This is a genomic window from Mucilaginibacter sp. NFX135, from assembly GCF_048565145.1.
In the GTDB taxonomy this organism is placed as follows: Bacteria; Bacteroidota; Bacteroidia; order Sphingobacteriales; family Sphingobacteriaceae; genus Mucilaginibacter.
The window spans coordinates 4937580-4953401 of record NZ_CP183412.1; the positions used below are offsets into that span (position 1 = coordinate 4937580).

14 protein-coding genes are annotated in these 15822 nt (G+C 41.0%); 4 read left to right on the forward strand and 10 right to left on the reverse strand.

All coding sequences use genetic code 11. The annotated features are described in order from the left end of the window. Window positions 1–78: 78 nt before the first annotated feature. The 8 genes from ACNURT_RS20570 to ACNURT_RS20605 form a co-directional block, all read right to left on the reverse strand. Window positions 79–510, reverse strand: a complete 432-nt coding sequence (locus tag ACNURT_RS20570; RefSeq protein ID WP_419699326.1) for a DoxX family protein — start codon at window positions 508–510, stop codon at window positions 79–81. Window positions 511–690: 180 nt separating this feature from the next. Next, a complete protein-coding gene (locus ACNURT_RS20575) occupies window positions 691–1686 on the reverse strand; it encodes a sugar phosphate isomerase/epimerase family protein (protein WP_419699327.1) in 996 nt (331 codons plus the stop codon). A 60-nt stretch (window positions 1687–1746) separates the two neighbouring features. After that, window positions 1747–2235 (reverse strand): hypothetical protein, encoded by a 489-nt coding sequence (locus tag ACNURT_RS20580; protein ID WP_370996049.1) that lies wholly within the window; start codon window positions 2233–2235, stop codon window positions 1747–1749. A 37-nt stretch (window positions 2236–2272) separates the two neighbouring features. After that, window positions 2273–4462, reverse strand: coding sequence for a penicillin acylase family protein (locus ACNURT_RS20585; RefSeq protein ID WP_419699328.1), 2190 nt, complete (start codon window positions 4460–4462; stop codon window positions 2273–2275). A 460-nt stretch (window positions 4463–4922) separates the two neighbouring features. Beyond that, a complete protein-coding gene (locus ACNURT_RS20590) occupies window positions 4923–6026 on the reverse strand; it encodes a DUF3810 domain-containing protein (protein WP_419699329.1) in 1104 nt (367 codons plus the stop codon). 125 nt (window positions 6027–6151) lie between these two features. After that, window positions 6152–6667, reverse strand: a complete 516-nt coding sequence (locus ACNURT_RS20595; protein ID WP_419699330.1) for a DUF2911 domain-containing protein — start codon at window positions 6665–6667, stop codon at window positions 6152–6154. A gap of 276 nt (window positions 6668–6943) precedes the next feature. Beyond that, on the reverse strand, window positions 6944–7144 hold the full coding sequence (locus ACNURT_RS20600; RefSeq protein WP_370996045.1) for a hypothetical protein: 201 nt from the start codon (window positions 7142–7144) through the stop codon (window positions 6944–6946). A gap of 99 nt (window positions 7145–7243) precedes the next feature. Then, window positions 7244–7483 (reverse strand): hypothetical protein, encoded by a 240-nt coding sequence (locus tag ACNURT_RS20605; RefSeq protein ID WP_419699331.1) that lies wholly within the window; start codon window positions 7481–7483, stop codon window positions 7244–7246. A gap of 181 nt (window positions 7484–7664) precedes the next feature. Between ACNURT_RS20605 and ACNURT_RS20610 the strand changes: the two genes are divergently transcribed. Further along, window positions 7665–8294 carry a DUF47 domain-containing protein gene (locus tag ACNURT_RS20610; protein ID WP_370996043.1) on the forward strand — a complete coding sequence of 210 codons (630 nt, stop codon included), beginning with the start codon at window positions 7665–7667 and terminating at the stop codon, window positions 8292–8294. Window positions 8295–8367: 73 nt separating this feature from the next. Here ACNURT_RS20610 and ACNURT_RS20615 read toward each other — a convergent pair whose 3' ends face one another. Next, window positions 8368–10878 carry a TonB-dependent receptor domain-containing protein gene (locus tag ACNURT_RS20615; RefSeq protein WP_419699332.1) on the reverse strand — a complete coding sequence of 837 codons (2511 nt, stop codon included), beginning with the start codon at window positions 10876–10878 and terminating at the stop codon, window positions 8368–8370. A gap of 129 nt (window positions 10879–11007) precedes the next feature. Continuing rightward, a complete protein-coding gene (locus ACNURT_RS20620) occupies window positions 11008–11421 on the reverse strand; it encodes an EamA family transporter (RefSeq protein WP_370996041.1) in 414 nt (137 codons plus the stop codon). 838 nt (window positions 11422–12259) lie between these two features. Between ACNURT_RS20620 and ACNURT_RS20625 the strand changes: the two genes are divergently transcribed. The 3 genes from ACNURT_RS20625 to ACNURT_RS20635 all read left to right on the forward strand — a co-directional run bounded on the left by ACNURT_RS20625 (window position 12260) and on the right by ACNURT_RS20635 (window position 15781). Then, entirely contained in the window at window positions 12260–13297 is a 1038-nt protein-coding gene (locus tag ACNURT_RS20625; RefSeq protein ID WP_419699333.1) for a fatty acid desaturase, read from the forward strand. A 623-nt stretch (window positions 13298–13920) separates the two neighbouring features. After that, window positions 13921–14751, forward strand: a complete 831-nt coding sequence (locus tag ACNURT_RS20630; RefSeq protein ID WP_419699334.1) for a sterol desaturase family protein — start codon at window positions 13921–13923, stop codon at window positions 14749–14751. A gap of 127 nt (window positions 14752–14878) precedes the next feature. After that, window positions 14879–15781 (forward strand): hypothetical protein, encoded by a 903-nt coding sequence (locus tag ACNURT_RS20635; RefSeq protein WP_419699335.1) that lies wholly within the window; start codon window positions 14879–14881, stop codon window positions 15779–15781. Window positions 15782–15822 lie beyond the last annotated feature (41 nt).

A 15822-nucleotide genomic window follows, 5' to 3' on the forward strand; every position in this document is an offset into this window, starting at 1 on the left:
TGATTATCGTCTAAACCGGGATTCATTAGATTAAAGGATGATCAGGATTTTTATCCTTAGTCCTTTTGTCTTAATCTCTTATTCCGAAAGATACTTATCCAATGATATCGGTCCGGAGCCCAGGATGGTGAAAAGCACCAGTAAAATAAGCGCCACAATAGATGGCCATGCCATTGCATTGATAGGTTCCTGAAATATGTTGGTTAAAAATACAGCGCCCAAAACTATCGGTATCTGTATAATACAGCCCAAACGGGTGAGTATACCTACCGCTATCAGTACCCCGCCAACCATGTGCGCGAATGTTACATAGTAAACCAGCGCCATTAATACACCAGGTGTCAGGTCCACCACATTCTGGCTATCGATCAAACTTTTGAGGTAAGCGGTATTCTCCATAAAGGCTATACCTTTCAGCAATAGAAATACGCCCAGCGCAATACGTACCAGATCAAGGGCTTTGGGATGATGAGTATCTCCCCAATTCTCAATTTTATGAACGAGGTTCATGTCGGCCTCCTTTTTAAAAGGTTAATTGGTATAAAAGGCAGCGGCTTTATGAGTTAAAGGAGCATACCTTACTTTACTAAATATAATAAGAAACTTATTATATATGCAAATTGTTTTATTGACAGTCATGCAGGTAGGTACCCAATAATAAGGGTAACGTATCAATTATCTGTCAATTGATCACAAGGCATTATCTTTTAACCACCCGCGCAATGTGGATAAGTCCTTTTGCACCACGCTGGTAAACTGTTGCTTACTGATGATTATTTGTTTGGCGCCATCCTGCGCACCGCCTAACGCATCGTATTCGCAATGCAAACTCAGCGGACCGCCAATGCCCTGTTGTTTAATCACCTCAAAGTATTTCTTAAAATTAACCATCCCTTCGCCTAGCGGCACGCTTTTCACCTGCCATTTGCCATTTTTTTTCTCCCAGTAAAAATCCTTGATGTTGGTGGTTTTAATAAAAGGCACCAGGGGCTGTATGGAAGTAGCCCAGGTATCGGCCCCTTCGGTAGTGGCATGCCTGATATCATACTGGCAGCCAATTGATGCGGGGTCAAGGTCTTTAAGTGCCAGCCAAAGGTCCCAGACAGAAGCGCCAAACAGATCACCGGAATGGTTCTGATAAGCGCCGTGCATACCATATTGTTTGTTTAAGGCAGCCAGGCCGGCAAATTGTTTACTGATAGCTTGCAGATTTGCGGGAATGGAGAGGGCTTTATCATAATTGAACCAGGCTGTACGGTAATATTTTATACCCAACGCCGAAGCCGTTTTTAGGATATCAGCAGCATATTTTTCATCGGGTTGCTTAATATTGGTTACTATGGAGTACACTTTTAACCCTGCTCTTTCAACCGCGGCAACCGCCTTTGGCAGGTCGGCGGTGACATTTTCGGGCAGTACATGACCATCGGGGCGTACGGTAAGGTCTACGCCATCAAAACCTATTTCGGCAGCCAAGGCAGCCATATCAGTATAATTAAGCCAGTGCAGATGTTTTGAAAAGATGCTTACTTTGATCTTTTCGGCGGCGGAAATACCGGCACCATGTTGATCATCAAAAGCTAAGGGGACCGAAGATATTTTTCCGAGGGCATTTAACCCAAGGGACATACCGGCTGCTGTCAGCGCGGTGGTAGTGAGAAATTTTTTTCGGCTGATGGTTTTCATAGGCTTTATCAATTGGTAATGCAATATAATAAAGCTGTGTTAAATTCTAACCGGTGAAAGCTAATCGAAGCCGATAAACTCTTTCTGTTTTACTTCTATTGATCCGAAGGTATTATCGCGGTTAACGTATACAGCAATGTGATAAAAGCTATTATCGAACAGATAAATATTATTTGCGGCGTCGGCTCCCTGGATATTCATTTTTAACCCGGCGCTTTTAGCCTGCGTTATTAAATTGAACAGATGCTGAGTGGTTTGCGATTTGTAGGTAACCGTACGTAACATAGTGCCGTTACTGAGCTTATAGCCTTCGCCAATAATCACAGTTTCATGGGTTTTATTGCCGGCAATTTTTTGCAGGTGCTCCACTGTATGGCCATTTACATCCTGCAGGTATTCGTTTTTAAAGCCTTTGCCATTAACCAGGTAATTATGTGCATCGTCATTAGGCAGGTTGGAAATATTGATCAGGTCGTTTAGTGTAATGCTTTGGCCAAATACATGGCCACTGCAACATGCCAGTAATACGATCAGTAGATATTTCTTCATTTTTTTTGATATCCAAATATATAGTTAACTCAGTAGTTTAATCGCCCGGGTGGTAAGTTCGCTGAGCGTGTTTCAATACATCGTTTTTATAAAATAACACATCCTTAAACTGGCCATCAATAAACCATTGTGCCTGGTCGGTAAAATTTTTTGACGCGGCATCAAAAGACTGTCCGCCGGTCATAATACTTTTAGCCTTTATACGCAGGCCAAACTCAACAACCGCCACAAAACTATTACCCGAATAACCATAGCGTTTTTGCGTATTCATGGTACGGCTTTGAAACGATGGCAGCTGTCCAAAACCTGATCCGGTTGCACCCACGGGAATACTCGGTAGTTTATCATCAAAGGTAATGCCATCGGCAGGGCGCTGGTACCGGTTGATGTCTCCCCATGCCATTTTCCATGTACCAAAGCGGCTTTGCAGGTTTTTTAAAACGGCTGCTAAAAGTTCAAGCTGCTGGCCGCCATTCATCTGAGCAAGTTTTTTCACACGTTGGGTAATAAAAGTACTCTGCTGATCGGTTTGGGGTGGCGGCAGGTTTTTCATCATCAGGGTACCCCACTCAATAGCCAACGTACTGGCTACAGAATTTGCAGCGCTGTACTTATCCCATTGCCGCAAGAATTGGATAGGCTCAACCAGTGAATGCTTAACAGAATCCGGGGCATTATCATAGGCTGCAAATAAGGATGGTAACAGATCGTCAAAAGCGGCCAGGTAATGATTATAACCCTTCTCAATCAATTGGTCAAGTGTAATATGGTCAGCATCCTTGAGCAATTTAATAGCGGTGATGGCCCGGTAGTTTTCGCCATCAGGAGCCATATAAACCGGGTATTTACGCTTATCCGGGCTACTGGTTCCGGAAGCCGTATAAGGTGTGGAATTACAGTTCTGGATCCAGCCGGTTGCGGGATTTATATCGGTTATAATATCTTTTAGAGCATGCACGCCCTGCCACTCGGTTGCCATGATGCTGCCATCAACAGGCAGGCTCCAATCAAATTTTGGATCGCGTTTGGGGATATAGTTGCCGTACCAGAAAACGATATTGCCCTTATCGTCGGCATAAACGGTACTGTTGGATGCGTTAGATACCAGGTCCATAGCCTTTTTATATTCGGCCAGAGTATTGGCCTTGGTGATCAGCCATGATTCCAGCAAGGCATTGTAGGAGCGGTTATTGGCTTTCAGCGCCAGCCATTTGCCATCGCGACTGCCCAGCACAGGCCCATGATGCGTATAATAACCAGTGATTGTTTTTTGTTCAAGTTTATCGCCATTCCTGATATTCAGTACCAGTTGGCGGGTAGTAACAAGCTTAAGCGAACCGTTATATTCGTAATACCATTTGCCGTCCTTCTTACTCATTTTCTCGGCGTAGAGATCGCCTACATCAGCATAGCTGCTGGTATGCATCCAGCCGCAGTGCTGGTTAAATCCCTGGTATATAAAAAACTGTCCCCAGGTAACCGCGCCATAAGCATGTAGCCCCTGATCACTCACCAGCTCAACCTCGCTACGAAAATAAAATGGCACATGCGGATTAATATATAACAAAGCATGCCCCGATGCCGATTTGGAAGGCGCGATAGCAAAACCATTTGATCCGGTTTCGCGCTCATTCACCATATCATAAACAGAGCCGGGCTTGTTGATCAGAACACCAAGCTGTTTATTCCATCTACTATAAAACGCCTCTGTTTCGTTAAGATGGATCCCGCCGGTTTCTGTAGCGGCCACACTGCCATCGGTAAACATTAAAGCATACCAGGGCTCAAAGCGCTTAAATACCTGCGGCTTCACTTCGGGATGTTTGTACAAATAATAATTGATACCATCGGCAAAGGCATCCATGATTTTTTTGAACCAGGGTGCACTGGCTTTATAATCTTTAATGGCTTCGGCACTATCGGCTATCAGCTGTAATTGTACATCAGTATATAGCTTGCTATTTCCGTCAACTTCTGTTTGCCGGCCCAACTGGTACAGATAATTCCGTTCGATGCCTTTAAAATTGTCTTCGCATTGGGTATACATCAATCCAAAAACTGCATCCGCGTCTGTTTTTCCATAAATGTGCGGAACTCCCCAATTGTCACGTATAATGGTGACCGCTTTTGCCTGTTCTTCTGCCCTTTTTATTTCGTTTTGGTTAAATATTTGAGCAAAAGTTACTATCGGGAAAAATATTAAAACTATAGTTATATAAGGCTTCATGGTAACGACATTTTTACTGGCCAATTTGACTTTTTGGTTATAAAGTTTAAAATGATTTCATAATAATTACAGTAGATTTGCGTTCAAGCATACAATGTTTACAATACATAGGCGTTTTCATTCAATTATTCATAATTGAATACTAAAACTGATCGATCCTACTGCTATATACGGCATACTTACAAAGTAATAAAGTTTTGTTTACCGATCACTTTTTTTCAACGGTAAATTTATAAGAGCTTAGGTACTCATTAAGCATGATATCTGAGATTTAGTTGATACAATATCATTTGATGATATTGCAGTGCGTTCCGGGGGTGAGATACCGGGACGCATTTTTTTTATTAACTCATTGGTTTGCTTGTTCATTAGTTCATTGGTGTATATTAGTGAGACTTGTTAGGTACCAATGAACAATTGAACCAATGAACCAACAACTGGAACCAATGAACAATTGGAATTAATGAACCATTGGACTAACCCAATTTTTACGTTCCTGTGCCATCACCAGCAATACCATCCGGTTATAAGTTTCGAGTCCTTTGGGTTGATTGTTTGCTTTTAAGAAGCTGTCGTAAAATATACTGCTGATGGCGTTGAGCTTGTTTTCATAGGAGAGCCAATAGTTACGTTCGGTGGCATAATCATGGCGAACATCCTTTGATATGGTAGCTTTTAATGTTTTATAAGCCACACTATCACGCCTGCCCAGCGAGTACATAAATTCGCTCACAACCAGGTGGTAGGCCGAATAGCGCAACAGCCGGTCATTGGAGTGTACTGCCACAACAAAGCCAGCAAAATCGGCTTCATCTTCGGCACCGTAACCCATCTGGTGCGACATTTCATGGCAGGCCACAAAAGGCCGGTTAAAAACGGGCATCTGGTAATTAATCTGCGCTTCGGAAGTAAAAGGGTTATAATAGCCCGAGGTACCCATAAAATTGAGCAAAAACGTTAGCATTGACGGCTTAACATCCGGATGCCAGGTACGAAAACTAACTGAAGCAGCCGATAATGAACTGAGCGCGTGGCTGGCGGTTTGGTAAATAGCCTTATTGCCTTGTGCCATGTCGGCTGCAGTAACCCTCGCACGTGTGGCATTTGCGCTATCGATGAGCAGTTGGGTTACCTTATGCAGATCGGCAGTCGTAAATGAGGTATCCTGTAAATTAAGCCTTTCCGCTGCTGATGGCCTAAAATAATTCATCCCCCAAAAAAGATAAAATACCAGTATCCCGGCCTGCACCCCGATCACTAAACCCAATAACATCAATCCCATTTCTTTAAACTTCTTTTTAAAAAGCAACTTAAAAAAACTGATGGTTTTGTAGATGAGATAAATGATGATGGCTATGTATACAACATCGCCCACGCTAAAAGGAAATAAATTAAAAACCGGATGCAACACCCTGCAAATAATTATATAAAACCCTTCCGAATAATAACGTTCCACCCAGATAGGATGATCTGCCAGTTGCATCAGTATAAAAATGGCCAGGGCCAGTAATAATATAACGGCTATTCTTTTTAACAAAGGTTTTTCGCGAAGATTATAACGCATCAGGGATGTAAGTGTAAGCTAATGGTAATTGGCTAATTTACCATTAAACAGTTATTCGGAGTTACCATGTCATAAAAAAAGCCCCTCAAAGGGGCTTTAATGTGATCAGGTTAAGTCAAAAATCCTTATTTTATAGAAACGGGTACTTCAAATGTATCCCATTTTAGGCTAAAGCCATTTTTGCCAATAGTATAAGTAAGGCTTTCCTGCTTAGGAATAGTTTTTCCCTTAACAGTTACCCGTAAAGCATCATTACTTTCTTTGTAAGTATAAGCTCCCCATTGTTTAGGGTTCTTGTCAAAAATAATAGTCCATGTTCCGCTTTTAGATGGGATAACAAAAAATGCATATCTTCCTGCAGGAAGTGTTTTACCTTCTACTTTTATAGCTTTGCTGGTTGTAATGCTTGTTGCTGAATCGGCTCCGGCGCGCCATACTTTATCAAACGGCACTAACTCACCTAATACTTTGCGACCCTTAACATAAGGGCTACCGTATTTAATTTTGATAGTTGAACCAGCTACCACCGCTGTTGTACTGTCATGCGGGCTTGCCGGTTTTTTGTCTTGGGCAAAGGCAACTGAAGTTAAAAGCACAAATGCAAAAAGCAATCCCGCTTTAAGTTGTAATAATCGTCTCATAGTGTGTTTTATAGTTTTACGGGTAAATATAAGATGAAATTTGTTTTCATATTCACTTAGCTGATAAATAAGTTAGTTTAACACATTACCAGTGAAATATACAAATGGTGAAAACTAATTATCGCACAGAATTGTTATATAACAAGAATACCGCATTGCAGTTAGGAATTGATCTTAGGGGTTCATAGCCTTAAGATTAAACAATTGTTGTGGCTTTTGCCCTTGCCGCAAGGCAGGGGTTTTTTATATTATCTTTTCCATGATCAGATGTTAAGCTCAAACATTAACATCGTCTTTGAACTCTTCCCAGTAAATGGTTTCGCAGTATATTCCATTTTGAATAGCTACCCTGTTCTTTATTTCCTGTAGTTCGGCCCTGATCTCTTCGGCGGTATGGTTGCCGCTTATGGAATGATAATAAATTACATAACCAGTTTTACTGTTTATAAATTTATAGTGTTTATCAGCGGGTTTCATAATAATGAACTTATATAAATATAATGCAGCGTACAGGCATATTGTTTTACCCCTGCTCAAATGTTACAGAGTGCTATAAGTACTGAACGGTGAAGCGGATTAAGCTTTTCTGAAACGCAAGGCCATTTGCGACAATTCATCATTGCTAATTGTAGTGGGATCTTCAAACTGCCGAAGCACTATATGGGTTGGGAAACTGATACTCCCTCCAGAAGTTTTAACCATAACACCGGTATCAAACGCGCTATGGTTCCTGTAATCACCTATCAAATAATTATATTGAGATAGCCTTATCAACAACTCAACAATAACATAAGTTGGTAAATGATGCTTGGACATGCTATAAATATACGCCAATTAATAATATTAAATTAACATTACATTAACAATAACATGACCTTTAAGCGCAAATTAATATCTACATTTAACCAAAATATCATTAAGGATCCAGGCAAGTTAATTGGCTAAAATTCAATAGTTTAGTTTGATGATATTAAAAAAGGATCATAAAGTTTAGTGTATGTCGATACTTCCAAATTCCAATAAAATTTTTTATGACCTGTTTAATAGGGCGGCAGCCAATGTAGCCGAAATGGCTAAACTGCTTGATATGGCCGTAAATTCAAAAGATGTTTTTGAGCAAAAGTACAACTTTACACATATTGATAAATTAAAGATAAAAAGCTACGAAATTACCCATTTGGTATTTTCAGAATCGGGCAAACAGCTCATATCGCCGTTTCAGCGTAAGGATATGTGCGATCTGGCAGCCGCTATTGACGATGTTGCCGATAGCATAGCCATGGCATCGCGCCGCATACATTTATATGATGTGCCTAAAATAACACCCCCTATGCTGAGTTTGGCCAACTTGATACTACAAACCAGTACCGAGCTTGAAAAAGCGATCAACGCCATGAACAACCTGGGTAATTCGGCACAGATATTTGAACTTTGCGCCAGTATCAAAAAACTCGAATATCAGGCCGATACTGTTTATAATAAAGCTTTTGCCGATCTGCTGGCCAATGAAAAGGATGCCATACAACTCATTAAATACACCGACGTATTTATGGCGATGGAAACCGCTACAGACAGTTGTGAAGATGCCACCCTGATTATTGAAAGCATCCTGATCAAGAACGGATAAAGATATATAGCTATTTTCTTAAAGCTGTTAAACGAAAAGCGATGTTGAAATAAGTTCAGCGTCGCTTTTTGCTTTACTTGCTTTTGCCGCCGCCGTTATCTTTAGGCTTTTCTGTAGAGGGAGGATTATCAGAACTGTTATTCATGTTGTCATCCTCTTTGTTGTCCCTGTTGTCTTTCTTAAAATCAAGCTTGCCAAATTTGTAGCTCAGACTGATGCCGAATGACTGCACCGGCACCAATCGCAGATTGGTTTGATAAAAACCGTTTCCAAAAGTTGATGAACTCTGACTAACATACTTGGCAAACGGATTTGATGCCGTAAGCCCGATGCTTGCCTTTTTGTTCATGAACATTTTACGCATAGCCAGATTGTAGAACACAAATTTAGGATTAGTACCTTGTATACCCTTTTGCGATGAATTATAATTACCAAAAAACTCCGCGCTCAGGTCATGCCCAAAATTGTATTGCGCATTCAGGTTTAAGCGATAAGCAAAAGCGCTTACGCTTGTAAAACCCGGGTTGTTACTGGTTCTGTCGCTAAAGATCATATTGGTACGCAAACTCAATTTACTGGTAACCGGTACCGAAGCATAAATGTTAATACCCGCACGGGTCTCCGACCCTAAATTATATCGCTGATTATAAGATACGTTGGTATAAGTTGTACCATTTACATCTAACGTAGAGTAAAATGTTGTGAACGACTGTATATCATCTGTATTGCGGCGATAAAAGGCAGCAATATTAATGTTGGCTCCTTTATCAAAGCTTTTATTGTAACCCAGTTCAAAGTTATCGCCTTTCTCGGGTTTCAGGTTTGGGTTACCGGTGCTGATGTTATGCACATCGCTGATATTCAGGAACGGGTTCAGATCGCCATAGTCCGGGCGTTGTATCCTGCGGGTATAACTCAGCTTGATAGATTGCGTAGCATCCAGCTTATGTGAGAATACCAGCGATGGCGCCAGGATATTATAGTTTGGGATATTAACACCCTGAAAATCTGCTGTTGTAACCGTGTACTCATTCCGTAAACCACCTTTCACATCCAGGAAATTGTTAAACAACGATGCTGAGGCCGACAAATAGTAAGCATATATTTTACGATCATACTTAAAGCTATAGGTTTGACCCGGACTTGGTTCAAACACCCCATCAGGCGATAGTACAGAAGTAGCTACGCTATTATTGATATTGTTAAAATCAAGTTTGCCACCTGTTTCTACAGTAAAAGTTTTACTAACAGGGTGCGTGTAATCAACAGAAACGGTGGTTTCATGATCTTTGCCCGGGTTGGTATTTGATATCCCTGTTGAAGGTTTAACATTGTTTAAATAGTCCTGCTGCTGAAAAGAGCTGAAACTATTGTTACCAAAGCTGGAGGTATACAGCACATTAAGCTCCTGCCCTTCTTTATCAAACGTTTTTTTGTACCCCACACTCACATCGGTAGACGTACCGTTGAATTTACTGTTGGAATTGCGGATATCGCTTGTATCAGACAGTAAATTTCCACTGGGGTCTGTTTTACGCGAATCTTCATTGGTTAAGCCACCGCTATGATTACCAAAATGATTGAAGCCGATAGAGGCGTTCAGATCGTCGTGCTTGGTAATGTTCCAGGTAAAATTCAGGCCCGATTGATAGCCGTTACGCCTGAAATTATTACTACCCTGCTGAAACAGGTTGGTATTATTATTCAGCGAATCTTTTGAATTACGGTTACGGGTGTTCGGTGAGTTACTGTTGATCTGCGCATTGCCGCTGAAAAAAGCGTTCACCCCAAAGTTTCCTTTACGCACATTCAGGTTAAACGAGCCGTTTTCCCGGCGTGTACCAGCCGACAGGTTAACACTGCCGTTAACCCCCTCTACCCTGCTATCTTTCAAAATAATGTTGACTATACCGCCGGTACCTGCAGCATCATATTTAGCGCCAGGACTGGTAACTACCTCGATGCTCTTGATCTGACTGGCTGGGATACTGGCCAGCGCATCGGCTAAACTTGCTCCAAAAATGCTGGAAGGTTTACCGTTGATTAAAAAACGGATATTGGCATTACCCTGCAACTCCACATTGCCATCAATATCAACCGTTATTTGAGGTACTTTCTTTAATATGTCGATAGCTACACCGCCTTGCGCACTCAGATCATTTTGAGGGTTGTACACCATCTTATCTATCTTATTTTCAACCGTAGGTGTTTTGGCCGTGATAGTTACACCCTGCAACTGATGTGGTACGGGCACCAGTTTTATTTCGCCGATGGATACATTGCCATCTTTCACAATCACATGCTCAATAGTGGCCCGCTGGTAGCCTAAAAAATCAGCCGTAACTTTATACTCGCCCGCAGGGATATGATCAACCGTAAAATTCCCTTTAGTATCGGTACTAATGCCGTTAAATGGTGATGCTGTGCCCTGTTTATAAACGGATACTGTTGCATAGTCAACCGGCTGCTTGTTAGTGGCATCGGTAACTTTGCCGCTTATTTTTCCTTTGGCAGCCGGGGTAACCTGGGCCTGGGCATTTACAAAAAATACAACAAATAAAAATAGTATATAAACGGGCTTCATTACTGTGCTAAAAGGGTTATTCAAGCCGCGAATTTGCCAAGAAAGATTGGATAAAAACTGAATTTTATCAATTGTTGTGTATTTGTTACAATATGATTAAGCTAAAGTAAAATACCCGGTACAAAACCCTTAAAAAATAAGTACTAAAGTACCTCCGATAATGAGCAAAGCCCCGGATGCTGTTTTCCAGGTAAGGGGTTCGCCTAAAAAAATTACCGATAAAATAATGGCAATGGCCACACTCAGTTTATCAACCGGCGCTACCTGCGATACCTTGCCCAGTTGCAGTGCTTTAAAATAACAGATCCACGAAAGCCCTGTAGCACAGCCCGAAAGTATCAGGAACGTCCAATTAACTTTGGTTAAACTACTGATACCCTGATTACTTCCTTTAAATAGCACAATTCCCCAGGCCAGTATCAATATCACCACCGTACGTATGGCGGTTGCCAGGTCGGTATCAACACCTTTGATACCTATTTTTGCAAATATTGCGGTAAGCGCTGCAAACAAAGCCGAGAATAGAGCATATATCCACCACATAATTTTTAAGTTTTGAGTTATGAGTATTAAGTTTTTGATAGGTTCACTCCGGTGCAAAAACTTTTTAAACCTGTTATTTTAACACTTTTTTGTTCAAAAAAGGGCTAAAAAAGCTCACTAATTATCCGTTTCAAGTAAGTTTTAGCACCATTTTAACACTTTTTAACAAATTTTTGATGGGTTTTGAAAACTTTAAAAAGAATTAAATAATTGAATTTCAAATAACTAATCATCAAACGACCAGTTCTCGGTCAGTATTTTCCTTTAACCAAACAGCCCGGTTTCCTTTTTTATCAGGAAAACCGGGCTGCTGTATATATAAAAATACGCAATATTTTACTGAATACCTAAGCCTGGTACACAAAGCTCCGGATCAAAACTGTATTAAATCTGGTGAATACAAAATGTCTACAAATTGATGTTATAGCTTGCATTCCAGTAAATACTCAGGAATAAGGGTAAAAACTACTGTAAGTGTTGTAAATAAAAAATAACAACAATTTAATCAATATCATGAAAAATTTCTGCACTTTCGGAGGCGCTTATAATAAGCCTTATTATAGATCTGATCACCGCAAAAACACCATTAAAATAATCCCTATCAGGTGTTAATGCAAAATATATAGCCTGAATTATCTGCCTGAAATTTAGCGGGGCCGGCTTATCCCCCCGTTTGAAATATAACATACTTAAAGCGTTGGTGCTCAGATATCGGCAAAGTAAATTTTATATAAAACATTCGTGAATTGTTTATGAATTTTTGATCTTTGACGAAAGTTTTTTACAAAAAAATGATACTTTCAACACCTTATTGGTATATTTAGCGTTTATACACTATATGATTAAGAAAACTGATTTTGTTTATTCCCAGGAGTCTGAACCTCATCGTATCCGCACAAAGAAGATCTTAAAGCAATTTCCAGAACTACGCAAGCTTATCGGTAAAAACCCAAAAACCATATGGGCTATTATTGGCCTGGTAGCATTTCAGGTGGTTTTAGCCTGGTTTGTTCGTGACCAATCATGGTGGATTATTTTTGGCGCGGCTTATTTATTAGGCGCTTTTGCCGATCATGCCTTATTTGTAATGATACACGAATGCACTCATCAACTGTTATTTAAAAACCGTAATGCCAATCGCTGGGCTTCTATGTTTGCCAATTTACCGCAAATATTGCCAAGCGCTATATCGTTCGAAAAATACCACATCAAACATCACTCTTTTCAAGGTGTACATGAACTGGATGCCGATCTGCCCAACAAATGGGAAGCAAAACTGATCAGCAATTCTTTTTTTGGCAAAGCGCTGTGGTTATTGTTTTTCCCGGTTTTCCAGCTTTTCCGTTTATCCAGATTGAGAGAGATACATCCTTTTGATGGCTGGATCCTGACCAACTTTGTACTCCAGGCAGTATTCACTACTGCTATATGGTATTTTATGGGCTGGCCGGCAGTTGCCTTTTTGCTATTAAGCTTTTCTTTCTCGGTTGGCTTGCACCCACTGGGCGCCCGCTGGATACAGGAACATTACCTTACCCACAGCGATGAACAGGAAACCTATAGCTATTATGGCAATTTCAACGTGGTAGCCTTTAATGTAGGTTTCCATAACGAGCACCATGATTTTCCGTCGATCCCATGGAATAAACTACCAGAGATCAAGAAAACCGCTCCTGAATATTATGATACCTTACATTATCATACGTCATGGACAAAATTATTCTTCCGTTTCCTGTTCGATCGCGAGATCTCTTTATTTAACCGCATTCTGCGTAAAGAACGCGGCAAGGTAGCCTTAACCGATGTATCAAAACCCGATACTGATATCATCCGGACCGAAAACATAAAACCCGCGCTTGCACCAAGCCAGGTATAGATATAAAAGTATTATAAAAAGGGCCCTCTTTTAGGGCCTTTTTTGTTGGCATTGTTTTAATTTCCTTCCATTTACTCCAAAGGGTGTCATGCTGCTCCGTCGAAGCATGGTGGGAGGGCCTTTGCGCTCTAGGGGTGACATCCCTTTTAGGAAATCATTCAATGGGTTAATTCGCGATGCCTATCCTATAAACCCCTCGCTACCTCCCAAGAGTAATAGCCCATCAAATGACAGGAGGGGTAGCCCGCTACGGGGCACACCAAATTTTTACAATTATTTTCTACAAATATGTAGTCCCTACGGGACATAGAGCAACAATTTAAGCTGCAAATGTGGCTGTATTTCATGTCCCGTAGGGACTACATATTTGTAGAAATAGAACCAAAAGGTTTTTTGCCCCATTAGGGGCTACACCTCTTGAATTAGTATAGATGCTGTCTTTTCATGGGCTATTCCCCTTGAGAGGGAGGGAATCGCACTTGCCCCTTGCTTTTGCCTTCCACTTCTCATCAGGCAATATGCCCCAAAACAGGCCCAAAAATGAACAAATGATGAAGACGCAAAGATCAATGAGTTGATTGATACTAAATTAACCTATCTTTAACTTCCTATTAATTTAATCAATGGCAGAGCTGCGCTCCTTTTTCTCACATCACGAAGATCTCACCCAGGTAATTTTATATGCAGGCATTATCACCAGTTTATGGTTTGCCGAGGTAATGGTTTCATCAGAAGGAACCCTCACCAAGTGGAAACACTCTACCGTAAACGCTTTATTCATTTTCACCGCGTTGCCTATACAGCTGTTGTTAACCACTTTTGTTATCCTGATATCCAAATGGGCCATCGCTCATCACTGGGGATTAATCACTTTTATCCCCTACCATAACAATCCCTGGGTGTATTATATCAGCCTTTTTGTATTGCTTGACCTATGCGAGTATATTTACCACGTGACCATGCATAAGGTTGAGGCTTTATGGAAATTTCACCTGGTACATCATAGTGATCTGAGCGTTGATGTATCCACCACCACCCGCGAACATCCTTTTGAAACCGGCGTACGCACCTGTTTCCTGATGCTTTGGGTATTTATTTGCGGTCCGGCTATCGGTGTTTTAATTTTACGTCAAACATTTCAATCTTTCTCCAATATTATCGCGCACACGCAGTTCAGGTTGCCCGAAAAGGTTAACCGTATTGTGGGCCTGGTGTTTATAACGCCCAATTTGCACCACGTACATCATCACTACCAATTACCTTATACCGATTGCAATTATGGCGATGTGTTAAGCATCTGGGACAGGCTGTTTGGCACTTTTGGCAAACTAAGCAAAGAAGAAACCGTGTTTGGTATCGACACACATATGGATGAGCAATTAAACGGAAGTTTTGTTGGCGCGGTTAAGATGCCATTCCAGAAATTTGAACGGAAACCCCAACAGCTGGATTAAAAAAAGCGTCTCTTACATAGCTGATAATTTATTGCGTACCAATCGCTTAATGATAATCAAGGCGATTTAATTAATGCTATCTTCATAATATTTTGATTAATTTGCGTTATTATTTGCAATAAATAAGATGACCAGATCAAAAAAATTAAAATTAATAGCGCCATTAGTCATCATTATTTTTGTAGGGGCATTTGCCAAACACCGGCTGTTTGACAGGGTTGCCCAATCCGGTACACTTCAAAGTAAACAGATGGACGAAATATCGGGCATAGCCGCCTCATCCATCAACCCCAACATTTATTATGTACATAACGATAGCGGCGATACCAGTCGTTTTTTTGCGATAACCCCCGATGGTAAATTAAAAACCACCATATACTTTACAGGTGCCAACAACATCTATTTAGGTGTACGCGACTGCGAAGACATTGCGGTGGGCCCCGGGCCATCCAAAGGCAAAAGCTACGTTTATATAGGTGATATTGGCGACAATGCTGGCAGATGGCCATACATTACCATTTACCGTATCCGCGAAAAAAAATCATGGGCAACAGACAGCCTGGCCCATGCCGAAACCGAACCCCTCTATCTGAAATACCCCGACGGCCCTAAAGATGCAGAAACCCTGATGCTTGACCCGGTTGAAAAATTACTGTGTATTGTGAGCAAAAGAAAAGATACAGTATCGGTTTATACTACGCCATTGATGTACACCGCTAAAGATACCGTTATCCTTACCAAACGCGCACAATTGTTTTTCCCTGGCTTTAAGCCTTTTAAATGGATCACTGCTGGTGATATATCCAAAGACGGGAAACAGATATTGCTAAAAAGCTACGAAAAGGTTTACTACTGGAAACGCGGACCCAAAGAGCATATCTGGGAAACCATGCTCCGGAAACCGGATGAACTGCATTATAAGGTTGAAAAACAAGGTGAAGCTATTGGGTTTACTCCCGATGGAAAAGCATATTACACCACCAGCGAAGGCGTTTTTGCTCCTATTTATTATTACGAAACACCGGAGTAAGGTATCATATTAAAAAGCGCTTATGCTGAGCCTGTCGAAGT